Genomic DNA, 24,121 nt, shown 5'->3' on the forward strand with positions numbered 1-24,121 from the left:
ATGCTGTCGTCTACGTCCGTCCGCTCTTACCTGCATTTGCATTTTCTGGTGATGATCTGGGGTTTCACGGCCATTGTGGGGCTGATGGTGAGCATCTCGCCGGTTGCATTAGTTTTGTACCGGACGCTGTTCGCCGCCATCGGGCTAGGCATTGTAATATTATCATTCAAAAAGAGCTTCGCCGCGGCCGGCCGCGATCTGGTGAAAATGCTGGGCGTGGGTTTTGTGCTTTCAGGGCATTGGATGCTGTTTTTTGCGTCGGCAAGGGTTTCTACGGCTTCGGTTTGTCTGGCCGGAATGGCCACGACCTCGCTCTGGACGAGTCTTTTGGAGCCATTGGTGAACAAAAGAAAAATCAGTCCGCTGGAAGTGGGGCTGGGTGTGCTGGCATTCGCGGGACTGTATGTAGTATTCAGGTTTGAATTTGACCACGCATTGGGTCTGGGACTCGCATTGGCCTCTGCTGTGCTCGCAGCGACTTTCACGGTGGCCAACAGCCGCCTTGTACAAAGGATCGACGCCTGGGTCATTACTTTTTACGAAATGGTAGGTGCTACATTGTTTTCGCTGCTGTTTTTGGGGATTTCAGAAAGTCTAAACTGGAACAACGGTGCGCCTTTCATCCCGGCATCGGGCGATTGGATCTGGATATTGTTCCTCGCATTCGTGTGTACCGTGTACGCGAGCACGATGGCGACGCAGCTGATGAAGCAGTTTTCGGCCTACCTTATCAACCTGACGATCAATCTCGAACCGGTTTACGGTATTGCGCTGGCCTTTTTTATATTCGGAGAAAAAGAGCGGATGACGCAGGGATTTTACATGGGTACGTTGCTGATATTGCTTGCAGTACTGCTCTACCCGCTGCTGACGACCACCGTTTTGAAGAAGAGTAACCGAAAGATAATTGAAGCCGGTAAATAGGTCTTAATACACCACCGGCGGGAAAGAGGAGGAGCTTATTAACTTATTACTGCTATTTTTGTCGATTCAACCAACAGGGTGACATATGAATCCAGCTCGTTTACTTTTAGTCATACCATGCTACAACGAAGAGGCGATCTTGTACCGGACGTATGCTAAATTAAACACCTACTACAACGGCATCAAGGAGCAGGGCCTCATTGCCGGGGACAGTCGCATCTGTTTTGTGAACGATGGCAGCCGGGATAAAACCTGGTCGATCATCGAGGACATTTGCAGCAAGGATTCCAATATTATAGGCGTGGGCCTTTCCCGGAACTTTGGTCACCAGAGCGCCATAATGGCCGGTTTGGAACAGCATGTCAACGATTACGACGCATTCATCACGATCGACGCCGATTTGCAGGACGATATCAACGCCATTACCGCCATGATCGAGAAGCACCGCGAGGGTGCGATGGTCGTGTACGGCGTCCGCTCCGACCGCAGCTCCGATACCTGGTTCAAGCGGTTCACAGCGGAAGGTTTTTATGTATTAATGCAAAAAATGGGCGTTCCGGTGGTGTTCAACCATGCCGACTTCCGTTTGATGGATCAGCGGGTACTGAAAGAGCTCGGGAACTTCCGCGAGATCAATATGTTCCTCCGGGGCATTGTACCACTGGTCGGTTTTAAAAATGAGAAGGTATTTTACAGCCGTCTCGAACGCGAAGCAGGCGAAACCAAATACCCGCTCAACAAAATGCTGCTTTTCGCATGGAACGGCATTACCTCATTTTCGACATTTCCGATGCGGCTCGTGCTGTATTTCGGATTTGCCAATTTCTTTATCGCGATGATGATCGTGATTTACATTCTTTTGTCTTATATCATCGGCCGCACTGTGCCGGGCTGGACGTCCACCATGTTGCCGCTTACGTTTTTCAGCGGATTTAATATGATGGCGCTTGGCCTGATCGGGGAATATATCGGTAAGATTTATGAAGAAGTAAAAGGCCGTCCACGCTATATCATAGAAAAAATTGTCAATGAATAGATTTTATAGAAAATACCGGGTTGTAGGCAACTGGGCCAACATTCTCCTGATGCTCACCGTGCTGGTGCCGTTGCTGGCGCTTTCGTACTTCAACCACCCGTCGCCCGCCGACGACTTCTGTTACATATTTACAGTGTTCAAAATCGGCTGGTTCGAAGCCATGAAACTGTACTACACCGAATGGACAGGCCGCTATTTCGGCATTTTCCTAAATCATACGAGCCCGCTGCTGTTCCATTCGATCGCCGGTTTCAAAGTGCTGCCAGTTGTATTGCTGCTCGGGATGGTATTTGCATTGTACAGCCTGTTCCGGCACCTTACACCGACTTTGTCAAGATTGGCGCATCTGGGCTTCGCGGGCGTGGTTTTCTTTTTGTATATCCTTAAAATGATGAGCATTTCGGAGGCATTTTACTGGATGGCCGCATTCGTGACCTACACTGTGCCGAATATTCTCACATTACTCTGGATCGTGCTCGTGCTGCGCTGGTACCGCCAGGATACGCAGCCTGCCAAGCTGTTTGTCGGTGCGCTTTCCGGATTCCTGATATTCGCTGTGATCGGTAGCAGCGAAACGAATTTGCTGATCATGGTGCTGCTCGTGGGCGCGTGGCTGGCTTACCGCGTGCTTTTCCACCGTAAAGTCGATGCATTTATGGTTTCGATGGCGGTGGTGACGGCGCTTTCGTGCTATTTCTACTTTGCGTCGCCGGGTAATGCGGCGCGTATTGGTGGTAATCCCCTCGGTGGTAATGTTTCGTTTTCGGTGATGTCTTCATTCAAAAAACTCGCCTATCTCGGTTACGACTGGGTTTTCAGGACGCCATTGATATTCTTTTCATTAGCCTGGCTATTCGTGCTTTCCCGGCTATCGGACGGCGCGCGCAATTACTTCTCGATGCCCATCTGGTACGCGGTACTGTTGTTCATCGGCGTGCTGTCGGCGCAGCTGTTCCCTTCTTATTATGGAGTGGGAATAGAGCCTACACCGCGGGTGATCAATTGCGTGTATTTCTTCTTCCTGATCGGCTGGTTCTACATTATCGGCGTGTTTTTTCACTATTTCAAAACGAGGAAAATCACTTTCCTGCAATTCACAACCGTGCGTTATGGCGTCGTTTGTGCGGTACTGGTGGTTTCGATCGCCATGTCGTTTTGGCGCAGCCACAATGTGAAAACCATGTATTCCGACTTGCTGAGAGGCAAAGCGGCTGCATTCGACAAGGAAATGTACCAGCGCTATGCATTGATCAAAAACTCGCAGGAGGACATTCTCTACCTCCCGCCGGTGCGCTCGAAACCGATGACGATCTTCCTCGACGACGATATCAAAACCGACCGTAACCATTGGTGGAACAAGTGTACGGCGGGTTATTTTGGCAAAGAGGCCATTTACATGAAAGATACCGAAGGTGGACAACAGCAATAAAAAGCCGCTTCTCTTCCTGGTAATGGCTGTGCCCGTGGTGCTGTGGGCGGCCGTGATCTTGTATTATTCGGTAAACCTGCCCTGGTACGACGATTTCGACCCATTTCCTGATTTTCTGCATAAGTGGATCACCAGTGACTCGTCGTTGGAGCGCCTTACGCTACTTTTTCAGCCAAACAATGAGCACCGGATGGTGATCGGCAAGCTGGCTACGCTCGGTTATTACTGGGTTACCGGGCATTTGAATTTTACATTCCTGCACATCGGGGCGGCACTTTTTACGTTAGGAACGCTTGCGATTTTCTGGCGTGCATTCAAGCGCTCCAATCTGAGCGCATGGTATTTCCTACCCGTGCCATTTTTGCTTTTTCAGCTCCAATACCACCTCATTTTCCTTTGGGCAATATGCGGCTGGCAGCACGAGCCGGTGGTATTTTTTGTGGTATTGTCGATGTTTTTGCTTTCGGGCAAGCGTTTCACGGGTGCATTGCTCGCAGGCGTGTGCGCTACGTATGCGATGAGCAGCGGTATTTTCGTGTGGCCGGCCGGTGTGGCGGTGCTTTTGCTGCGCTCGCAGTACAAGCAACTGGCGGCGTGGATTATCGTGGGCGCTATTGCCGTGGGTTTGTACTTCTACGGCATGTCGGCGCAGGGTAACGAGTCGAGTTTCGCGTTTTTTGCCAAATATCCACATTTGTCGGTGCTGGGCTTTTTCACTTTTCTGGGCGGGTTGTTCGACTTCTTTCCTGAAAAGGATATCGTGGTGCGCTCCGCATTGCCGGTGCTAATGGCGCTAATTGCGATGGTCTGGGTAGTTATCTGGCTTTGGACGCAAGTTAAGCCCTGGCTCACGCGGACATTTGGTTTGTTTAAAAGCAGTTCGGTGCAAGCCCAAACGGACAGCGAAAGCAATTTGAATGCATTTTTGCTCGGTATTTTCTGCTTTCTGCTCGTGGAGGCGCTGGTCATCGGGCTGTTGCGGCCGAGGTTTGGCTTTTTTGTGATGATTGTTAGTAATTACAAAATATACCCGGCTCTTTTTCTGGTTGTTACCTATTTGTCATTCATTGTTTCAACCCAAAACCAAAGCCTGCGGAAGCTTGCATTGCGGGGAGCTGCATTGGTGGGGCTATTCATCTGGAGCATTTCTATTTACGCGTATTTGCCGGTGATTTCCGAGCGCAGAAAATATTACGTGGTTAATGGATATAACCAGGAGCATAACGGTTTCGGATTGGGCCACGTGCCGTATTCCGAAAGTGCCCGGTATGTGGATAATGTGATGAAATACCTTGTCAAAACGGGTGTTTACAGTTATCCAAAGGAAGGAAACGAGCTAGGCCGGCAGGTGCACGCGCTTACGACCCCTTTTCCGTTGAAGCGGCAGGTCACCGTCGAACATCGTGACAAAGGCATTTTCGTAAACGATCCCGAGGGTACCATTTCGCCCGCGCCTTCGAATGGCGAATATGCGTTCGTACGCAATGGCCAACGCCTGTATTTCTTCAAAATGGAGCCGCATAAGTACACTGGGCGCAACTTTTTCAAGCAATACGACAAAGGTTTTGACATTGAAATACCACATTCTTCCCTGTTGCCGGGAACTTACGATCTGGGAATTGTGAATGTCGAAGGCGCTGCCCTCAAAGGCGGCGTTCTTGGAAAAGTGACAATACCTTAAATAACAGAATGTTTCGATAATAGACCGAAAGGTGTATTTTTGCCTCCATTGGTCATTGAAAAACTAAGCATTTGAAAACTCCTCAAATTTCAATCGTCGCGCCGCTATATAATGAGTCTGAGACGTTCCCGCTATTGGTGCAGCGTATCAACGCGTTGATGGACGCCAGCCCGCTCTCCATTGAAGTGGTATTGATCGACGATGGGAGTAAAGATGATACGGCACTCAAAATCAGGCAAGTAGCATTGATGGACGAGCGTTACCACGGTGTTTTTCTTTCGCGGAACCACGGCCACCAGCTGGCATTGACGGCCGGTATTTCGGCTGCCCGGGGTACGGAAGCGCTTTTCGTGATCGACGGTGACTTGCAGGACCCGCCGGAGCTTTTGCCGGAATTTTACAAATTATTGCAGGAAGGTAATGACGTCGTTTACGCCGTTCGCAAGAAACGCAAGGAAGGTTTTATCAAGAGAATGGGTTACCATTTGTTTTACCGCATTCTCCGTTCGATATCTTATGTTGACATCCCGCTCGATAGCGGCGATTTCGCATTGATCAGCCGCCGCGTGGTTGATGTTTTGAACAAAATGCCCGAGGAAAGCCGCTACCTGCGCGGAATGCGTTCGTGGATCGGTTTCAAACAGGTCGGGTACGAGTACGAGCGTGACGCGCGCGCCGCGGGAGAATCCAAATACTCGTTCAAACAGCTTTTCCGGCTCGCATACAATGGGATTTTCAATTTCAGCGAATTCCCGATCAAGTTTATGAGCCGCGTCGGTATGACGGCCATTCTCATTTCGCTGGTCTATTTCGCGACGGTCGTGCTTAAAAAGCTGTTTTTTGCCCATGTTATCGAGGGTTTCGCGGCCCTGTTGTTTGTGATTATCCTGTTCAGCGGGGTACAATTGCTGGCGCTGGGCATTATTGGAGAATATGTGCTCCGGATATTCTTTCAATCCAAAAACCGTCCCCTGTTCATTATCAAAGAAGAAATAGTCAACCGGGAGTACATTTGACCTGATGGATTTTCATTCAATTCAATTTGCAGTTTTCTTTATAGTAGTCACGCTGGCGTATTTCAGCCTGTCGTGGAAAGGCCGTTGGATGCTTTTGCTCGCAACCAGCTGCTATTTTTATATGGTTTTCAAACCGGTATTTATCCTGATCCTGTTTGGAACCATCATTATCGACTATTATGCAGGACTCTGGATCGAAAAATCGCAGGAGCAGAAGCAAAAGAAGCTGCTCCTCGTCATCAGTCTGATCTCCAACATTGGTATCCTGGCATTCTTCAAATATTACGATTTCGTGCAGGATTCGGTGAATACCATTCTGGCTAACTTGCATTTGCGGCCGATGTTTCCCGCATTCACCCGCATTGTACCCGGCCCGATCGCCGAATGGATGACCACCGGCAGCGGCGCATTGCTGTTACCGATCGGTTTGTCGTTCCACACTTTTCAGGCCATGAGCTACACCATCGAAGTGTACCGCGGTAACCAGGCGGCGGAGAAGCATTTCGGGATTTATGCCTTGTATGTGATGTTCTACCCGCAACTCGTCGCGGGCCCTATCGAGCGGCCGCAGAACATGCTTTTCCAGTTCCATTCGTATTTCAAATACGATTTCGAGCAGGTGAAAGAGGGGCTGATGCAGATGGCGTTCGGGTTTTTCAAGAAGATGGTGATCGCCGACCGCCTCGTCATGCTGGTGGATTATGCCTACGACAAGCCCGACGAACATAACGGATTGACGCTCATCGTAGCCACTATTTTCTTTGCATTCCGCATTTACTGCGACTTTTCGGGGTATTCCGACATTGCCATCGGTGCGGCCCGCGTGATGGGTTTCACCCTGATGGACAACTTCAAGACGCCTTATATTTCCAAATCCATCTCGGAGTTCTGGGGCAGATGGCACATTTCGCTTTCTTCCTGGTTTAAGGATTACCTCTACATTCCGCTGGGCGGAAACCGCAAAGGCGAATGGATGAAGTACAGAAACCAGTTTATCGTCTTTCTCGTGAGCGGGCTCTGGCACGGCGCGAGCTGGAACTACGTGATCTGGGGTGGATTGCATGGTTTTTACCAGGTAACCGCTTCGTTGCGAGACAAATGGATGAAAAAGGCAGGTATCGAAATGCCTAAGAACAAGTTCATGGATGTGCTGAACATCGTGTTCACGTTTGTGCTGGTAACCATTACCTGGGTTTTCTTCCGCAACCACAAGGCTCCGGTAAGCCGCTCGTTCCTGATTTTGGAAAAAATGGCCGGTTTCTCCATTTTTGAGCCGCTGCAAACCCCTATGAACCATGCGGAAATGTGGTTCTGTCTGTTTCTGATCGTGTTCCTGATGATCAAGGAGCATTATTATCTCAAAATACCAACCCGGAACACGACGGTTTTCTTCCTCCTGTTCCCGCTGATCCTGCTGGCCAACTATTTCCTGGGCGTGGTTTCCGAAAACCAGTTCATTTATTTCCAATTCTAAAAGGAAGCAGATCGCCGCAAACATTTGCGCTTAATAATTTGTTACCCAATTTTTGAAGAACTACCTGACGTTCTTATTACCGATTTAAGTATCAATTGAAATGTACGAAGTGACATCCGACAACAGGCTCAAAAGCCTGATCGTAGTGGGCGACCGCGTTCTGATCCGCCCCAAAAGCCCCAGCGACCGCACCAACAGCGGCCTCTACCTGCCCCCGACCGTAACCGAAAAAGAGCAAGTTCAAACCGGCTACGTGATCAAGGTGGGTCCGGGTTACCCCATTCCGGTAGCGGCCGAAGACGAGCCCTGGAAAGAGACCGAAGAAAAAGTGAAATATATGCCGCTCCAATCCAAGGAAGGCGACCTGGCCATTTACCTCCAGCGCAACGCCATCGACCTCGAATACGACGGCCAGAAATACGTGATCGTCCCCCAGTCGTCGATATTGATGTTGGAGCGGTCGGAGGATTTGTTTGAGTGAGGTTTGACCGCCGACGACTGACCGCCGACGGCCGACCATTTAGGCAAAACAGACACTCATGGTCGATGGTCCATCGTCCATGGTCAAATACAAAAAACGGCGGTCAGCGGTCGGCCGTCGGCCGTCAAATACATCACACATAACCCCAACGACGCATGAAATACAACTTCCTGGGAAACACCGGCGTATTGGTATCCGAACTTTGTTTCGGGACGATGACATTTGGTGGCGATGGTTATTTTGAAGTAATCGGAAAAGTGCAGCAGGACGATGCGAATGCATTGGTCAAAACGGCGCTGGACGCCGGGATCAACTTTTTCGATACGGCCAATGTGTATTCTTATGGTAAATCGGAAGAAATACTGGGCCAGTCGTTCCGTACGCTGGGTGTGAAGCGCAGCGATGTTTTTGTCGCTACGAAAGCGCGCGGGCGTATGGCGCCGGGCGCGAACCAGGTAGGGCTGTCGCGGTTGCATATCATGGATTCCGTGAATGAAAGCCTCGCCCGCCTCGCTACCGACCATATCGATCTGTTCTACATTCACGGTGTGGATGCGGAAACTGCATTGGAAGAGACGATGCGCGGCCTGGAAGACGTCGTGCGCTCAGGCAAAGTGCGTTACCTGGGTGTGAGCAACCATGCGGCGTGGCAGATTATGAAGGCCAATGGCATTGCCGAAAAGAACGGCTGGACCAAATTTGTGGCTTGCCAGCATTACTACACTATCGCCGGCCGTGACCTGGAAAGAGAGCTGATTCCGATGATGAAAGATCAGAACCTGGGATTAATGCCGTGGAGTCCGCTGGCAGGTGGTTTTCTGTCCGGAAAATATACCCGTAACAGCGAGTCGAGCGGAGAGAACCGTCGCGATAACTTTGATTTTCCGCCGGTAGATAAAGAGAAGGCTTATGACATCATCGACGTTATTCAGCCCATCGCTCAGGCCCATGGCGTTTCGGTGGCGCAGATTGCATTGGCCTGGTTGCTGCATCAGCAGGCGGTTACCAGCGTCATCATCGGCGCGAAAAGGCCGGAGCAGCTGGCAGATAATATCGCTTCCACCAATGTAGTACTGACGGCCGACGAGCTGGATCAATTGAACAAAATCAGCGCACTGAAACCCGAATATCCGCAATGGATGATCGAACGGCAATCGCGCGAACGCGTTACAGGCAAGCCATGAGGACGCATCTGCAAGTTGTTCGAATGTACCTGCTCGCCGCGGTCGCGTGTGCATTTGCATTATCCGCCCACGCACAGGAGCGCAGCGTCGCCATTACCATCGATGACGTGCCGAATGTACATTTATATGCGGCGGATGGTAACTCATCGGGGCTGTTGAAAAAGCTGGATTCGCTCAACCTACCGGTTGCGATTTTTATTAATGAAGGGCATTTGAAGCAGAATGCATCTTTTGAGCAAAACAAAAAGCTACTCGAAAGCTGGATTTCAAAGCCTTACATAACCGTTGGGAATCACAGTTATTCGCACGAGAATTACGGTGAGACAGGTTTCGAGGCATTCAGCAAAGACGTTTTGAAAGGGGAGGAGCTGACGCGAAAAATGACGGAGAATGCCGGCAAGAAGCTGGAATACTTCCGTTTTCCCTTCAATGGAATGGGTAAGGACAGTGCGGAGCAGGCGCGAATGCATGCATTTCTGACTGAGCATCACTACATTTCAACACCATTCACCGTCGAAAGCGAGGACTGGCTTTTTACGCAGCTTTATGAAAAAGCATTGAATGACGGCAAGCTGGAAGAAGCGAAAGCGATCGGTAACCACTATGTCAATTTGAGCCTGAAACTTTTCGATCATTTTGATAAAGTAGCGGTGAAAGTAACGGGCAAGCCGGTGAAACAGATTTACCTCTGCCATGATAACCGACTCAATACCGATTACCTGCCGGTTTTAATACAAAAATTAAAGGAGAAGCAATACCGGATGATAAGCCTGACGGAAGCAATGGGCGGCGACGCTTACCGGTTACCAATGCATTATTATGGCAACTGGGGTTTTTCGTGGATTTATCGATGGGTAAAGGATGCGGGAGAGCGCCGTTCGTTCATGCAAAGCGAGCCGTCCGATAAGGAAGCGCAGCAAGCTTACGAAGCTTTGACGAAGAAAAAATAGGGCATTAAAAAAGCACGCCTTTGGAAGACGTGCTTTCGAAATGTCCTTATTATGACTAAACTTAGACTACGCGAACGTTAACTGCGTTTAGGCCTTTTCTTCCATTTTCTACTTCGTAGGATACTTTGTCGTTTTCACGGATATCGTCCTGAAGACCTGAAACGTGAACGAAAATGTCTTTCTCTCCATTTGATGGTGAAATGAATCCGTATCCTTTTGATTCATTGAAAAACTTAACTGTACCTTCTGCCATTGGAATTGATCTTATTATTTGTAGAGGCCAAATTTAGATATAAAAAGCAGATATACAACATTAATCTTTCTTTACCTTAGAATTATTCCAAAATAGTTGAATGCGCTTTACACCATGCCGTTAGTTCAAATATCATCCAAAATATCGCCATTCTGGCTTCCAAATGGACATTTTCAGAGTATTTACCCGGCGCTCTTCCGGCAGGTAAACGGTATAAAATATTTTCGTGAAAAAATTGTAACTCCCGATGATGACTTCCTGAGTTTGGACTGGTCGTATGCCCAAAACGAAGGTCCGAGGTCGCTCGTGATCCTTTCACACGGCCTCGAAGGTGACAGCACGCGGCAATACATAACGGGGATGGTTAAACTCCTGAACCAGCACGGCTTCGATTGCCTCGCGTGGAACTTCCGGAGCTGCGGCGGAGAAATGAACCAGACGGCCCGGTTTTACCACAGCGGCGCGACGGAAGACCTGGACGCCGTGACTCAGTATGCATTTCAAAAAGGTTATACTGATGTGCGGCTGGTCGGTTTTAGTTTGGGCGGAAACCTGACTTTGAAGTACCTCGGCGAACAAGGAGCCGCTATCGACAGTCGCATTAAAGGTTCGATCGTGTTCAGTGTGCCAATGGACCTGAAAGCGTGCAGCCTGGCGATTATCGAACCGCGGAACCAGATTTATATGCATCGGTTTTTGAAATCGCTGAAACCGAAAGTGGTGGAAAAGGCGCGGTTCTTTCCCGAAAGGATCAGGCTGGATAACCATCGGCTGGTGAAGACATTGTACGATTTTGACGACGTATACACGGCACGCCTGCATGGGTTCGACTGCGCGGACCATTACTATGCCGAATGCAGCTCCATGCATTTCATCGAGCCGATTTCCATCCCCACGATGATCGTAAATGCGAAAAATGACCCGATCGTGCCGTTTGAAAGTTTGCCTTTGGAGGTTCTTCGCGCACATGCGGACGTTTTATTACTCGCCACCGAAGACGGCGGCCATTGCGGTTTCCGCCCTGCGCGCCTGAAAGACGAGTTTTACTGGTCGGAAACACGTGCATTGGAATTTATGACAACACTTCGAAGAGATTAAAAACTGTTCCAAACATTATTTTGTTAGCAGCATATACCAATAGATTTTGGTAATTTTGTGGCCTGTTTCAAACAGGTCGGACCCTTAGCGATAAAAAATCCATTAACTCGATCATTTTTCAGTTATTCCCCGTTTCATGTCCACATTAACTCTCAATCCAGCACCGTACATTATCATTGATTTCGACAGCACGTTCACGAAAGTGGAAGGGCTCGACGAATTGGCCGCGATCGCCCTTAAAGGCCATCCGGAGCGTGATCAGATTGTACAGAAGATTTCTGATCTGACCAACAAGGGTATGAATGGCGAAATGTCGTTTGCGGATGGTCTGCGCCAGCGAATCGCCTTACTGAAAGCAAGCCGTTCGCACATTGAAGAACTGGTTTCGTTTTTGAGAACCAAGGTTTCGGATTCGTTCAAACGCAACACGCAGTTCCTGACGGAGAATGCGGAGCAGATTTTTATCGTTTCCAGCGGATTTAAAGAGTTTATCGTTCCCGTGGCTACCGAGCTCGGCATCCTGGCCGATCATGTGTATGCCAATGAGTTCGTATTTGACGAGGAAGGAAATATCGTGGGAATCGACGACGAAAACGTATTGTCGATGGACGGCGGAAAGATCAAGATACTTTCTGCATTGAACCTCTCGGGCGACGTGTATGCGATCGGTGATGGCTATACGGATTACGAATTGAAAGCATCCGGCCTGGCCAATCGTTTCTATGCATTTACAGAAAACGTCGAGCGCCCGAAAGTAACGGCGGTAGCGGACCATATCGCTACTTCATTCGACGATTTTCTTTATGATAACAAATTCAGCAGAAGTCAGTCTTATCCGAAAAGCCGGATCAAGGTATTGCTTCTTGAAAACGTGCACCCTGTTGCGCGCAAGGCATTCGAGGAAGAAGGTTTTAATGTAGAATTCGTGAAGGGCGCCCTTGACGAGGACGAACTTTGCGAGCGCATCAAGGACGTATCCATTATCGGTATCCGTTCTAAAACCACTATTACCAAACGCGTTCTCGAAAATGCGAACCGCCTGATGGCGATCGGTGCATTCTGTATCGGTACCAACCAGATCGACCTCGACGAAGCTGCTAAAAAAGGTATCGCGGTATTCAACGCGCCTTACAGCAACACCCGTTCGGTGGTTGAACTTGCGGTAGGCGAGATGATTTTGCTGATCCGTAATATAGTAGGCAAGAGCAATTCCATGCACAAGGGTATCTGGGACAAATCTGCGAACGGTTCTTTCGAGATCCGTGGTAAGAAACTGGGTATGGTAGGCTACGGCAGCATTGGTACACAGCTTTCTGTGGTGGCCGAGGCGCTGGGTATGGATGTATATTTCTATGATGCGGTTGAAAAACTGTCGATCGGAAATGCGAAGAAGGTGAACACGCTGGAAGAATTGCTGGCAATGTCCGACGTGCTGAGCTTGCACGTGGACGGCCGCAAGGAAAATACCAATATGATCGGCAAGCGCGAGTTTGACCTCATGAAAGACGGTGTGATTTTCCTGAACCTCTCACGCGGGCATGTGGTCGACATCAAAGCATTGGCCGACGCCGTGAAAAGCGGTAAAGTGGCAGGTGCCGGTGTGGACGTGTTCCCTAAGGAGCCGAAAACCAACGACGAAATGTTCGAAAGCGAGCTTCTTGGACTGCCGAACGTAATCCTGACGCCGCATATCGGTGGTAGCACCGAAGAAGCGCAGGAAAATATCGGTCATTTCGTGCCTTCCAAATTGCTGGAATTCATGAACAACGGTAGCTCTTACGGCAGCGTAAACTTCCCCGAGGTACAATTGCCAAAATTGAAAGACTCGCACCGCCTCCTGCACATCCACGCGAACGTACCGGGCGTGCTGGCGAAGCTGAACCAGATATTTGCAAAAAACAATATCAACATCACGGGCCAGTATCTCAAAACCAATGAGCATATCGGTTACGTGATCGTGGATATTGCCAAAGATTATACAGAGGAATTTATCCAGGAAGTGAAAGAGGTGGAAGGAACGATCCGTTTCCGGATGCTATATTAAAATGTGATTCGAATGGTCAGCCGGTTCAAAGCTGACCATTTGCATTTCACGGCGATTCATTCACCTATTTTTTAAAGTCACCAATGTCATTAACTTTTTTCACTCCTGGACCAGCTGCCTTGTACCCGACGTTCGAGCAGCATTTGAAGACTTTTGTCGAAAACCAACTCGGTTCGATTTCGCACCGCAGCCAACAATACCGCGATCTGCACAAATTCACGGTCGATCAGCTTCGTACGCTCCTGAACGTGCCTGATACGCACGCGATCCTGTTTTTGGGCTCGGCTTCGGAAGCTTTTGAACGCATTTTGTTCAGTACCGTGGAATTGGAAAGCTTTCACCTCGTGAATGGCTCGTTTTCCAAGAAATTCTGCGAATATTCGAGCGCGCTCAACAAATATGCCCACAAGTTTGAAAAGCCGATGGGCGAGGGTTTCCTGGCCGTTGATGTGGAAGTGCCCGAATACGCCGAACTGATCGCGACTACGCATAACGAAACCAGTTCGGGTGTTCAAATGCCGGTTACAGAGATCCATAAGCTCAAACAGAATAACCCGTCGAAATTTATTGCGGTGGACATGGTGTCGTCGGCCCCGTATCCCGAGCTCGATTACAGTATTGTCGACACGGCGTTCTTCTCGGTGCAAAAAGCATTCGGTTTGCCAGCTGGCTTAGGCGTGTGGATCGTAAACGAGCGATGCCTTGAAAAAGCGAAAAACATCCGAAACACTTATTCCATTGGTGCCCATAACGATTTGGTCACGCTTTGGAAAAACGCGCAGAACAACGAAACCCCTGCAACACCGAACGTGATGGGCATTTATCTGCTCGGCAAAATTGCGGAGGATTTCAACCGCATCGGTGTACAGAATATCCGTAAAGAGACGGAACATAAGGCCGGTTTGCTTTATAAGTTTATCGAGAAGACAGCTGGCTTTTCAGCATTCGTGAAGGAGAGAGCTTTCCGCTCGCAGACTGTGATCGTGGCAGATACCGAGGCTCCTTCGGCGGATATCATCAAGCGCATTAAAGAAAAGGGCATCGTAATCGGAAGTGGTTACGGGGCTGCGAAGGCCACTCAACTTCGTATTGCCAACTTCCCGGCTACTTCGCTGGAAGAAACCGAAAGGCTGATCCACGAACTGGGTAATATCTGAAAAAAATAGCTTGTAGAATGCCGTTACCAAAAGAGTTACCGAACGTACCAATGTTCGGTAACTCTTTTCTTTTTACGGATGAAGCACAACGACATACTATGGAAATCGATACTGGAAGAAGTTTTCGACGACTTCCTGAAATTCTTCTTCCCCAATGCAGAAGCACTGTTTGACCTCGAACAAGGTTTCGAATACCTCGACCAGGAACTCGAACAGCTATTCCCGACGGATACGGATGATTTGACATGCAAATATGTGGATAAGCTCGTAAAAGTGTATTGCCGCTCGGGCGCCGAAGCCTGGCTATTGGTCCACATCGAAGTACAAGGCTACCGCGACGAAGCCTTTACTGACCGGATGTTTACCTATTACTATCGTATCTGGGACAAATACCGGAAACCTGTCACCGCATTTGCTATCCTGACGGACGATTGCAGGCATTTCCTGCCTGGCCAGTTTGAGCAGGCTTGCCTGGGGACGAGCCTGTGTTTTCGGTTTAATAGCTTTAAAGTACTGGACCAGTCGGAAGCGGAATTGGAAGCCAGCGACAATCCGTTTGCACAAGTGGTCCTGGCGGTGAAATTGGCGATAAACAGAAAGAGGTTTTCGTCTAGCGAGCTCTACCGTTTGAAAATTGATCTGGCTAAGAGGCTTTTAAAGCGCAATTTTTCGAAACGGAAAGTTGTAAAATTGATGGAATTTTTGAAATTTTATGTACCGTTGGAAGACGAAACGCTTGACAGGGAATATTTTAATGAAGTAAAAAGAGCAATTAATTCTGAGCACATACCTATGACGTGGGAAGAAACTATTTTGTATATTGAACGGGAGGAAGCTAAGGAAGAGCGAAACGTAATTTTCATTAGAAACCTGCTACGCGAAACCCAATTCAACGAAGAGGAAATCGCGCGGCTGGCTGATGTTTCCATCGATTTTGTGAGAAAAATCAAGCAACAATTATAGTATTTTGACATTTTAATTATTTCCAAAGCTGCCCAAAAGGCAGCTTTTTGCATAAACCGCCAATAATCCAAGCAAGATAGCCGACAGTCCTAATGGTATTTTAATGATAAATTTTTAGCTTTATGCATTCTTACGAAAACTGAACAGAAGCAGTGATGCAAATTGCTACCTCAACGGGGGAAACCAAGGATCATGATCTATGGCAAAGGATTCGCTTGGGCGATGAGCAAGCCTTTACTGCGATTTTTGAAAAATACCACCGCACACTTTACAACTACGGGAGCAAGCTGTCAACCAATTCGTCATTGGTGGAGGACGCGGTTCAGGATGTGTTTATCGATATCTGGCGGCTGCGGCACAACCTCACGGAAAACGTTACTTCGGTTAAATTTTACCTCTACCGGGCATTACGCCGACGCATTCACGTGGCGCTCGACAAGTTTCCTTCGATGGAGGAGATCAGCGAGCTCGACGATGAGGACACACCCGCAAACCACACCCATTCGGAAGCGATCCTGATCGAGGCGGAATCTTCATCCGCACGCGCCCAACGTATACAGGAACTGCTCGCGCAGTTGCCCGAGCGGCAGCTTGAAGCGTTGACATTACGCTATTTCGATGATTTCAGCATTGAAGAAATAGCGGAAATCATGAGCGTCAACGAAAAGTCAGTCCGCAATTTCATCTACAAAGCACTCACATCCCTTCGCCAGAGCCGGGAAATTCTGCTGATTTCTTCCCTGATTTTCTGGATGTTACTATTTTTTTAAAATATTTCTTCAAATAATTTCATTTTGGAGAGGTCAAATCCGCGTTTCGTCGCTCTGTACTATTGAACGACGATAACTGCATCCCGCGAAACATGAAGCATGATCCTTATTCTCTGACCGAGCTGATCAGAAATGAAGAGTTTATCGCCTGGGTAATGCATCCCGACGAACTCAGCGACCGCAAATGGCGGGCTTTCCTGGAAAAACATCCCAGGAAACGTAAAACCGTTGAGTCGGCCAGGGAGTATGTCATTCTGCTGGCGAAGGACACGGGCAGGCACCAGCCTACCCAGAAACAGAGCGACAGAATGTGGAGTATCGTCGAAAGCCATATGCACGACAATGCCGCTAAAACGCCTGAACAGGAACCGGTAGCCGTTTTTAAAGCGAGCCGGGGGCATGGGTGGCGCTGGGCACGTGTTGCGGCGTCGGCAGCATTGATCCTGAGCATCGGCTCGGTGAGCTATTGGTTCTATTATAAAAAGGCCGACGGCCCATTGCAGGAAGTGGCGGCGCGTGAGGAAGCCGATTTGCCCAATACCATTCAGAAATACAATGACACCGACAAGCCGATGACCGTATTGCTCCAAGACGGCAGCTCGGTGGTATTGCAGCCCGGCGGCAGGCTGAGCTATTCGGAAGGTGTAAACAGGAAGCGGCGAGAAGTTACCCTGACAGGAAAGGCGTTTTTTGAAATTGTAAAAAATAAACAGAAGCCATTCCTGGTGTACAGTTACGGCATTGCGACGAAAGTGCTAGGTACCAGTTTCACGATCGACGCTTCTTCGGAAAGCAAGGATATTAAAGTGGAAGTGCGGACGGGTACGGTTTCGGTGTTTTCCATTAATAACCTGGATAACAGTCAGAAAGAAGCCGTGCTGGATAAGCCTGAATTGGAGGGTGTGACGCTCAATCACGATCAGCGGATCGCATTTTCGAAGGAGAGCGGCAAAATTATCCCATTGCCGGCTGCGATGGTGGTGGCTTCGGATAAGGATGTTTCAAAACAGCATTTCGTATTTGACGAAACCCCGGTTTCGGAAGTTTTCCGGATACTGGAAGGTGCCTACAATGTCCGGATCGTTTACGACCGGGAAAAGATGGGCAATTGCCCGCTGAACGCGACTTTGATCGGGCAGCCTTTGAAGGAAAAGCTCGAAGTGATCTGCAATGCGCTGGAGGCGCAGTACGAAGTGGCCGATAACCAGATAACGATCCTGGGAAAAGGATGTAAGTAGTTTTTTGACACCACATATCAACATTTTACCCTGAACGCCGCCTATGACGTAACGCTACCGTATTGCCCAAAAATAAAAAAAGACCAGCCATGTTCCAGCATGACTGATCCGGGTTCCCCAACAGTAACGGACATTACTGCACATCCATTTGGACAATGGATGAACGGGGAAGATTTCGTTGAATAATCTCCTTAAACAACAAATTCATTCAAAAATATGAAAAAAGTTCGACGACCTGAAGACTTTCTCATCAAGCTCATGCGAATCACATTAATGCAATGTATCCTGGCTGGCCTGTTCGCAGGCATCACGTGGGCGAACGACGGGAGGGCTCAATCTGCGATGAGCCAGAAGGTTACCGTTGACATCCGGAACGAGGAGATCAAAACGATCTTCGCGCAGCTGGAAAAGCAGACCAATGCGAAATTCATATTCAGCTCAAAATTGATCCAATCCGACCGTCGGGCTTCGGTTAAGGTTAAAAATGGCTCATTATCGGCCGTTTTGGACGCTTTGCTGAAACCGCTGGAACTGGATTACAAAATCAAGGGCGACCTGATCGTGATCAAACCGGGCCATACGCCGCAAGGCGCAGAACCGGTTTCGGAGGAAATTCCGGTGGTGGAGATCAGTACGATAGCTACGGTGGACAAATCCATCAGCGGGGTTGTAAAAGATGAAGCGGGCGCTGGCTTGCCGGGTGTGAGTGTGGTATTGAAAGGAACCCAAACCGGTACTTCAAGCGATGAAAAAGGTAAATATTCACTCACCGTGCCGAACGGCGAGCAGGTATTGATATTCTCATTTGTAGGCTTCCTGTCTCAGGAAATTACTGTGCCGTCCGGGCAAAGCGCATTGGATATTACGCTGAAAGTGGATGACAAGGCATTGGAAGAGGTGGTTGTGGTAGGTTATGGTACGCAGAGAAAAGAATCTTTGACCGGCTCGATCTCCACCATTACCAGCAAAGATATCGAACGCGTGCACGGCGGCTCGACGGTGAGCTCCGGCCTGGCGGGTAAGATCCCCGGTGTGACATTCCGGATGCCGGACGGTCGCCCAGGCGCAAGCGCGAACATTCAGATCCGTAACATGGGTAGCCCGTTGTTCGTTATCGACGGAATCCAGCAGGATGCGGGCCAGTTCAACAACATTTCACCTAACGATATTGAAAGCATTTCAGTACTGAAAGACGCTTCCGCGGCCATTTACGGGGTTCGCGCGGCGAATGGGGTAGTGGTTGTTACCACCAAACGCGGTAAAATGGGTGCGAAAAACACGGTAAGCCTCGACGCCTACACAGGCTGGCAAAACTGGTCGCGGTTCCCGAATGTGGTGAACGACTCCTACCAATGGATGCACGGCAAAGCCGAGGCGGAAATGAACCAGTATGGCAAAACGTCGATCACGCAAGCGGAACTCGAAAAATACCGCGCGGGTACGGAAATGGGCTACAAGACATTTAACTGGAAGGACTTTATTATCAAAAAGAATTCCCCGTTAAGCTCGGTGAACCTGAATATGACCGGTGGTTCGGACAAGATCAACTATTACATTTCAGCGACCAGATTACACCAGAACTCGGTACTGGGCCGCGAGTTTACATTTGACCGTACCAACATTCAAAGCAACGTCGACGCGAAAATCACCGACCGTCTGAAACTCGGTGTGCAGATCAACGGCCGTATCGAGAAGCGCGATCAGCCCGGTATCCCCGGAGGTGACGATTACTGGCTCCCACGTTTCGCTATCCTGCGTAACCGCCCGTTCGAGCGCCCCTACGCGAATGATAACCCTGAATATCTGAACGATATCAAGCACAATGAGACCAACTGGGCCTATAATAACAAAAAGCTCGGCGGTTACTGGACGGAATACTGGCGCGTTTTGCAAACCAACTTCTCGGCCGAATACCAGATTCCGGGCGTAAAGGGGTTGAGCGCGAGAGGAATGTACTCATACTACATTGCCGACCGCGTAATGAACGGCCACGAGTACACCTACAAAGCTTATACTTACAATCCGACCGACGATACTTACACTGTAACCGGCGGTAGCACCAACCCGTGGCGCGAGCGCGGTACCCGCAAGGTAATGCGCAATGTGTACCAGGGACAGCTGGCCTACAACAACACTTTTGGCAAACACACCGTCGGCGCAACGTTCGTTTCCGAATGGCAGGATGAGCGCACGCAGGACCAGTGGGTACACGCCGTTCCCAAAACGAACGTCCTTCCATTGATCTACTTCCCAACCGTGGATACCTACAACGACAGCGATAGCGAGCTGGCACGTATAGGGTATATCGGTAGAGTGAATTATGATTACGGCGGCAAATATTACCTCGAAGTTTCGGCACGTCGCGATGCTTCCTGGAAGTTCGCGCCGGACCGTCGTGTGGGTTATTTCCCATCGGCTTCTGTCGGTTGGAGGATTACAGAGGAAGATTTCTTCAAAAAGCTGATCGGCGAGCGTAGTATTCTCGATGACCTGAAATTCAGAGGTTCTTACGGTATCCTTGGAGATGATAACATTCTGTTCAACAATGATCCGGGTCGCCCATTGAGCCCTTACGCTTATCTGCCAGGTTACGATTACAACAAGGGTAATGTGATTTTGAGCGGCAATGCGGTGGTAACAAGCCGTGATAAAGGCCAGATCATCAACAATATCTCCTGGTTCAAAAGTAAGATCACGGACGTAGGCGCGGACTTCTCTTTACTGGGTACTAAAATCACCGGTAGCGTCGATTACTTCTACCGCCTTCGCACCGGATTGCTCGGCCGCAAATACGACATTCTCGTACCGAGCGAGCTGGGTTATGCATTGCCTGACGAAAACGTGAACAGCGATTCGCAGCAGGGATGGGAAGGTGCGCTGACCTACAACGGCAAAGCCGGAAATATCAATTACTCGATCGGCGGAAATGTATCGTTCGCGCGGAGCAAGTTCAAATCGTCCTACAAGCCTATCTTCAACAACTCATTGGACCGCTACCGTGCATCGGGTGAGGATCGTTACACGGGTATTTTCTGGGGACTTGAATCGATCGGTCAGTTCGAATCGCAACAGCAGATTGCCGAGTATCCGGTAAATATCGACGGACAAGGCAACCGTACGTTGCTGCCGGGCGATTTGATTTACAAGGATTTGAACGGGGACAAAGTGATCGACGGCTACGATCAGCGCCCGATCGGCTACAATGCTACCGGACAGCCAAATGTCAACTTCGGGTTGAACCTATCTGTAAGCTGGAAAGGCATCGGCTTCATTGCGGACTTCTCGGGTGCCGGGATGTATTCGTGGAACCAGAACTACGAGCAGCGCTGGGCATACCAGAACGAAGGTGCATTGAACAGCATTTTCCTCGACAGATGGCACCGCACCGATCCGTTCGACGTGAACAGCCAATGGGTTGCCGGCAAATACCCGGCATTGCGTTTCAATGACAAAGACCATAGCAACAACAGGAACTCGACTTTCTGGCTGCATAATGTGAAATACATCCGCGCCCGGACGATCGAACTCAGCTACTCACTGCCGAAATCGGTATTGGAAAAGCTGAAAATGTCACGCGCAAGGTTCTATATCAATGGGTACAACCTGTTCTCGATCGACAATGTGAAAAGTTTCGGTATCGACCCCGAAATCCAGGATGACAACGGGTTGCAGTATCCGCAGAACAAGTTCGTGAACATTGGTATCAACCTGTCTATTTAAAACGATTGGAATTCAACATGAAAAAGATATTTCAAATACTCTCGATTGCTGTATTGACGCTGGGTTGGAGCTGTAACGACGACGAGTTCCTGAACCGTCCGCCTACCGGCCAACTTTCCGAGGAGCAGATCTGGGGCGACGAAGGCCAGGTACTTTCGGTATTGGGCGATTTGTACAACCGCTATGTCGATCAATCCACATTCAAAACCATAAACGACTATCCGGGTTGGCTTACCGTCAGCGACTTCAATGAGGCATTCTGGTCGGAAGCCGGGCGGTACAGCGCGTTCCAGAACAGCGGCTGGGGTTTCGGAACCTGGGCGGCGTGGGATTACGGTTACATTCGTGAAATGAACCTGTTTATCCAGAAATGTACGGCTGCCGACAAGCTGGCACCTGCTGTGCGCGAGCGTTACCTGGCGGAAGCGCGTTTCTTGCGGGCTTCCTACTATTTCGAATTGGTGAAAAGAATGGGCGGCGTACCGCTGATCCTCGAACCGATGGTGTACGATTTCAGCGGCGATCCTACCTACCTGCAGTATCCACGCGCCAAGGAATCGGAGATTTATGATTTTGTAATCAAAGAAGCCGAGGAGATCAAGGACAAACTGCCGGCCAGCGTAGGCGAGAAATCACGCGCTACCAAGGCTGCGGCGCTTGCTATGGAGGTGAGAGCGGCGCTTTATGCGGGCTCCATCGCGAAATACGGTGCAAATACCCCGAGCGTTGCATTACCAGGCGGTGAGGTGGGAATTCCTGCCAGCGCGGCTAATGGTTATTATACCAAAGCGTTGACGGCTGCGAAAGAGATCATTTCAGGGAATGCGGGTGCTTATGCATTGTATACCAAAAAACCTGATCTCTCTGAAAACTTCGCCAGTATTTTCTACGACAAGGCCAACAACTCCGAAGTCATTTTTGTAGAGGATTTCAAACTGCAAAGTGGAAAGGTGCATTACTTCACAGGCTGGAACCAGCCGCGTTACGGCGCTGAGGAAGAAGAAGGTGGCCGCATTAACCCGTCGCTGCAATTCGTGGAAGCCTTTGAAAAACTGGATAACACCTTCGCGCCGATCCCGACCGCCAATGCAAATGGCACGCCGATCTATTACGCTGACCAGACTGACATTTTCAAAGGCCGCGACGCTCGCCTCGCCGGAACGGTAATGTTGCCGGGAACTACATTCAAAGGTCGTAAAGTCGATATCTGGGCAGGTTACCAGCTCGCAAACGGCACAGTTATCAGCGGCGACGACCGTGGTGCACAAAAAACGCTTCCGGGCAAAACCGTTCCCGAGCAGGTAGTAGGCTTTGATGGCCCGATCGACGGATTTGAATTCACTGCCCAAACAGGTTTCTACCTCCGCAAATACCTCGATCCCGTAGTAGGTTCAGGTCAGCGCGGGGTGAACAGCGAAGTATGGCTCGTTCGTTACCGTTATGCCGAAGTGCTTTTGAATGCGGCCGAGGCTGCATTTGAGCTCGGCCAGGCGGCGGAAGCGGCAGGGTACATGAACCAGGTCCGCGCACGTGCCGGTTTGGTAACGCCTCTCAAAGCGTCAGACATCAATTTCGACCGCCTCGTACACGAGCGCCGCGTGGAATTCGCATTTGAAGGACACCTTTTGTATGATATGAAAAGATGGCGCATTGCACACCAGATCCAGGACGGCAATGCAATTTCAGCCGCCGAGCTTTCCAAAGACCTGGGCAAAGCTACCAAGCGCAACACGCAGCCGTGGGGATTGTGGTCGTACAAAATCTACGATCCGGGCTCGCCTAACAATGGTAAATGGATTTACAAGCCGGTTAAGCTCAGCCGGGTAACCGGTGCCGACCGCTTCCAGCTTGGAAACTACTATTCGTACATCGACGACGCCATTATCAGCAACAATCCCAAGCTCGTCAGGAATCCCAACCAATAGGCCATCACATTCAAACGATACGATATCATGAAGATCAGATTTCAGATTATGCCGCTTGTCGCGATGGTTGCGCTCCTGTCGGCTTGTGAAAAGGACAACTATACCGAACCTAAGTCGATGCTTTCGGGCAAGATCGTGTACAAGGGCGAGCCGGTAGGTGTGGAAGCGGGGCAGGTGCGCCTGCAACTCTGGCAGCCGGGCTTCGGCAAGCTGGCGGCGATCGACGCTCCCATTTCCCAGGAGGGCACCTATTCGGCCATTTTGTTTGATGGAAACTATAAACTGGTTTTCCCGGCCAACCGCGGACCTTTCAAAACCATCGTGAAGGACGCCGCAGCGAAGGACACATTGTTTGTGAAGCTGGCAGGCAACCAGGCACTCGACGTAGAGGTAATGCCTTACTACATGATCCGCACGCCGCAGTTCAGCGGCGGTGAGAGTAAGGTAAATGCTTCAATCAAACTTGAAAAAATACTGACCGGCACCGAGGGTAAAGACATTGAAAGGGTCTCCTTATATGTGAACAAAACCGATTTTGTTGCCCGCGCTACCAACGTGGCTGTGACGGACATCCCCGGGGCCGACATTAAAGACCTGAACGCGATCAACCTCACAGCTAATGTCCCTGCGCTTTCACCTGCCCAGAACTACGTGTTCGCAAGGGTAGGTGTGAAGATCAAGGATGTGGAGGACATGGTGTTTTCGCCGGTCCAGAAAGTCAATTTGTAAGGATTGATCCCAAGATTAAAACCGAAACTTTTCTTTAAAACCAATTTGA

General features: G+C 49.6%; 19 protein-coding genes. 18 read left to right on the top strand and 1 reads right to left on the bottom strand.

The window, feature by feature from the left end; all coding sequences use genetic code 11:
* The 9 genes from BLQ88_RS24210 (at position 1) to BLQ88_RS24250 (ending at position 10,175) form a co-directional block, all read left to right on the top strand.
* Positions 1 to 924 carry a DMT family transporter gene (locus BLQ88_RS24210; RefSeq protein ID WP_090155311.1) on the top strand — a complete coding sequence of 308 codons (924 nt, stop codon included), beginning with the start codon at positions 1 to 3 and terminating at the stop codon, positions 922 to 924.
* Between the two features lie 85 nt (positions 925 to 1,009).
* Positions 1,010 to 1,960: a glycosyltransferase family 2 protein gene (locus tag BLQ88_RS24215; RefSeq protein ID WP_090155313.1), complete on the top strand. Its 951-nt coding sequence runs from the start codon at positions 1,010 to 1,012 to the stop codon at positions 1,958 to 1,960.
* Positions 1,953 to 3,389 (top strand): DUF6056 family protein, encoded by a 1,437-nt coding sequence (locus tag BLQ88_RS24220; RefSeq protein WP_090155315.1) that lies wholly within the window; start codon positions 1,953 to 1,955, stop codon positions 3,387 to 3,389. The genes BLQ88_RS24215 and BLQ88_RS24220 overlap by 8 nt, the downstream gene beginning before the upstream one ends.
* Complete coding sequence (locus BLQ88_RS24225; protein ID WP_229212832.1) at positions 3,373 to 5,070, top strand: glycosyltransferase family protein; 1,698 nt, start codon at positions 3,373 to 3,375, stop codon at positions 5,068 to 5,070. The genes BLQ88_RS24220 and BLQ88_RS24225 overlap by 17 nt, the downstream gene beginning before the upstream one ends.
* Before the next feature lie 71 nt (positions 5,071 to 5,141).
* Complete coding sequence (locus BLQ88_RS24230; RefSeq protein WP_090155317.1) at positions 5,142 to 6,086, top strand: glycosyltransferase family 2 protein; 945 nt, start codon at positions 5,142 to 5,144, stop codon at positions 6,084 to 6,086.
* A gap of 4 nt (positions 6,087 to 6,090) precedes the next feature.
* Complete coding sequence (locus BLQ88_RS24235) at positions 6,091 to 7,560, top strand: MBOAT family O-acyltransferase (RefSeq protein WP_090155319.1); 1,470 nt, start codon at positions 6,091 to 6,093, stop codon at positions 7,558 to 7,560.
* A gap of 100 nt (positions 7,561 to 7,660) precedes the next feature.
* Positions 7,661 to 8,041, top strand: coding sequence for a co-chaperone GroES (locus BLQ88_RS24240; RefSeq protein ID WP_019942063.1), 381 nt, complete (start codon positions 7,661 to 7,663; stop codon positions 8,039 to 8,041).
* Between the two features lie 155 nt (positions 8,042 to 8,196).
* Complete coding sequence (locus BLQ88_RS24245) at positions 8,197 to 9,225, top strand: aldo/keto reductase (protein ID WP_090155321.1); 1,029 nt, start codon at positions 8,197 to 8,199, stop codon at positions 9,223 to 9,225.
* Entirely contained in the window at positions 9,222 to 10,175 is a 954-nt protein-coding gene (locus BLQ88_RS24250) for a polysaccharide deacetylase family protein (RefSeq protein ID WP_090155322.1), read from the top strand. Before BLQ88_RS24245 ends, BLQ88_RS24250 begins: the two co-directional genes overlap by 4 nt.
* Before the next feature lie 61 nt (positions 10,176 to 10,236).
* On the opposite strand, the gene BLQ88_RS24255 is transcribed toward BLQ88_RS24250, so the two are convergent.
* Positions 10,237 to 10,428, bottom strand: a complete 192-nt coding sequence (locus BLQ88_RS24255; protein ID WP_090155325.1) for a cold-shock protein — start codon at positions 10,426 to 10,428, stop codon at positions 10,237 to 10,239.
* A gap of 114 nt (positions 10,429 to 10,542) precedes the next feature.
* Here BLQ88_RS24255 and BLQ88_RS24260 point away from each other — a divergent pair, with 114 nt between their 5' ends.
* The 9 genes from BLQ88_RS24260 to BLQ88_RS24300 all read left to right on the top strand — a co-directional run bounded on the left by BLQ88_RS24260 (position 10,543) and on the right by BLQ88_RS24300 (position 24,072).
* Positions 10,543 to 11,526, top strand: coding sequence for a YheT family hydrolase (locus BLQ88_RS24260; protein ID WP_090155467.1), 984 nt, complete (start codon positions 10,543 to 10,545; stop codon positions 11,524 to 11,526).
* Between the two features lie 136 nt (positions 11,527 to 11,662).
* Positions 11,663 to 13,570: a phosphoglycerate dehydrogenase gene (gene serA / locus BLQ88_RS24265; RefSeq protein ID WP_090155327.1), complete on the top strand. Its 1,908-nt coding sequence runs from the start codon at positions 11,663 to 11,665 to the stop codon at positions 13,568 to 13,570.
* Positions 13,571 to 13,653: 83 nt separating this feature from the next.
* Positions 13,654 to 14,727: an aminotransferase class V-fold PLP-dependent enzyme gene (locus tag BLQ88_RS24270; RefSeq protein ID WP_090155329.1), complete on the top strand. Its 1,074-nt coding sequence runs from the start codon at positions 13,654 to 13,656 to the stop codon at positions 14,725 to 14,727.
* Between the two features lie 78 nt (positions 14,728 to 14,805).
* Positions 14,806 to 15,690 carry an RpnC/YadD family protein gene (locus tag BLQ88_RS24275; RefSeq protein ID WP_090155331.1) on the top strand — a complete coding sequence of 295 codons (885 nt, stop codon included), beginning with the start codon at positions 14,806 to 14,808 and terminating at the stop codon, positions 15,688 to 15,690.
* Positions 15,691 to 15,845: 155 nt separating this feature from the next.
* The gene (locus BLQ88_RS24280) at positions 15,846 to 16,460 is read left to right on the top strand and encodes an RNA polymerase sigma factor (RefSeq protein WP_090155333.1); all 615 of its coding nucleotides are present in this window, start codon (positions 15,846 to 15,848) and stop codon (positions 16,458 to 16,460) included.
* A gap of 92 nt (positions 16,461 to 16,552) precedes the next feature.
* A complete protein-coding gene (locus BLQ88_RS24285) occupies positions 16,553 to 17,698 on the top strand; it encodes a FecR family protein (RefSeq protein WP_090155334.1) in 1,146 nt (381 codons plus the stop codon).
* A gap of 216 nt (positions 17,699 to 17,914) precedes the next feature.
* Positions 17,915 to 21,418, top strand: a complete 3,504-nt coding sequence (locus tag BLQ88_RS24290) for a TonB-dependent receptor (RefSeq protein WP_229212833.1) — start codon at positions 17,915 to 17,917, stop codon at positions 21,416 to 21,418.
* 17 nt (positions 21,419 to 21,435) lie between these two features.
* A complete protein-coding gene (locus BLQ88_RS24295) occupies positions 21,436 to 23,343 on the top strand; it encodes a RagB/SusD family nutrient uptake outer membrane protein (RefSeq protein WP_090155338.1) in 1,908 nt (635 codons plus the stop codon).
* Positions 23,344 to 23,370: 27 nt separating this feature from the next.
* Positions 23,371 to 24,072: a DUF3823 domain-containing protein gene (locus tag BLQ88_RS24300; protein ID WP_229212834.1), complete on the top strand. Its 702-nt coding sequence runs from the start codon at positions 23,371 to 23,373 to the stop codon at positions 24,070 to 24,072.
* Positions 24,073 to 24,121 lie beyond the last annotated feature (49 nt).

It is taken from the genome of Dyadobacter soli, from assembly GCF_900101885.1.
Classification (GTDB): Bacteria; Bacteroidota; Bacteroidia; order Cytophagales; family Spirosomataceae; genus Dyadobacter; species Dyadobacter soli.

Excerpts from the sequence above, each read along its gene's own strand:
- BLQ88_RS24260 (WP_090155467.1), top strand. The coding sequence starts at position 10,543 with ATGCCGTTAGTTCAAATATCATCCAAAATATCGCCATTCTGGCTTCCA.
- BLQ88_RS24255 (WP_090155325.1), bottom strand. The coding sequence starts at position 10,428 with ATGGCAGAAGGTACAGTTAAGTTTTTCAATGAATCAAAAGGATACGGA.
- BLQ88_RS24240 (WP_019942063.1), top strand. The coding sequence starts at position 7,661 with ATGTACGAAGTGACATCCGACAACAGGCTCAAAAGCCTGATCGTAGTG.
- BLQ88_RS24245 (WP_090155321.1), top strand. The coding sequence starts at position 8,197 with ATGAAATACAACTTCCTGGGAAACACCGGCGTATTGGTATCCGAACTT.
- BLQ88_RS24290 (WP_229212833.1), top strand. The coding sequence starts at position 17,915 with ATGAAAAAAGTTCGACGACCTGAAGACTTTCTCATCAAGCTCATGCGA.
- BLQ88_RS24220 (WP_090155315.1), top strand. The coding sequence starts at position 1,953 with ATGAATAGATTTTATAGAAAATACCGGGTTGTAGGCAACTGGGCCAAC.
- BLQ88_RS24210 (WP_090155311.1), top strand. The coding sequence starts at position 1 with ATGCTGTCGTCTACGTCCGTCCGCTCTTACCTGCATTTGCATTTTCTG.
- BLQ88_RS24285 (WP_090155334.1), top strand. The coding sequence starts at position 16,553 with ATGAAGCATGATCCTTATTCTCTGACCGAGCTGATCAGAAATGAAGAG.
- BLQ88_RS24275 (WP_090155331.1), top strand. The coding sequence starts at position 14,806 with ATGAAGCACAACGACATACTATGGAAATCGATACTGGAAGAAGTTTTC.
- BLQ88_RS24300 (WP_229212834.1), top strand. The coding sequence starts at position 23,371 with ATGAAGATCAGATTTCAGATTATGCCGCTTGTCGCGATGGTTGCGCTC.
- BLQ88_RS24215 (WP_090155313.1), top strand. The coding sequence starts at position 1,010 with ATGAATCCAGCTCGTTTACTTTTAGTCATACCATGCTACAACGAAGAG.
- BLQ88_RS24250 (WP_090155322.1), top strand. The coding sequence starts at position 9,222 with ATGAGGACGCATCTGCAAGTTGTTCGAATGTACCTGCTCGCCGCGGTC.
- BLQ88_RS24280 (WP_090155333.1), top strand. The coding sequence starts at position 15,846 with ATGCAAATTGCTACCTCAACGGGGGAAACCAAGGATCATGATCTATGG.
- BLQ88_RS24235 (WP_090155319.1), top strand. The coding sequence starts at position 6,091 with ATGGATTTTCATTCAATTCAATTTGCAGTTTTCTTTATAGTAGTCACG.
- BLQ88_RS24270 (WP_090155329.1), top strand. The coding sequence starts at position 13,654 with ATGTCATTAACTTTTTTCACTCCTGGACCAGCTGCCTTGTACCCGACG.
- serA (WP_090155327.1), top strand. The coding sequence starts at position 11,663 with ATGTCCACATTAACTCTCAATCCAGCACCGTACATTATCATTGATTTC.
- BLQ88_RS24295 (WP_090155338.1), top strand. The coding sequence starts at position 21,436 with ATGAAAAAGATATTTCAAATACTCTCGATTGCTGTATTGACGCTGGGT.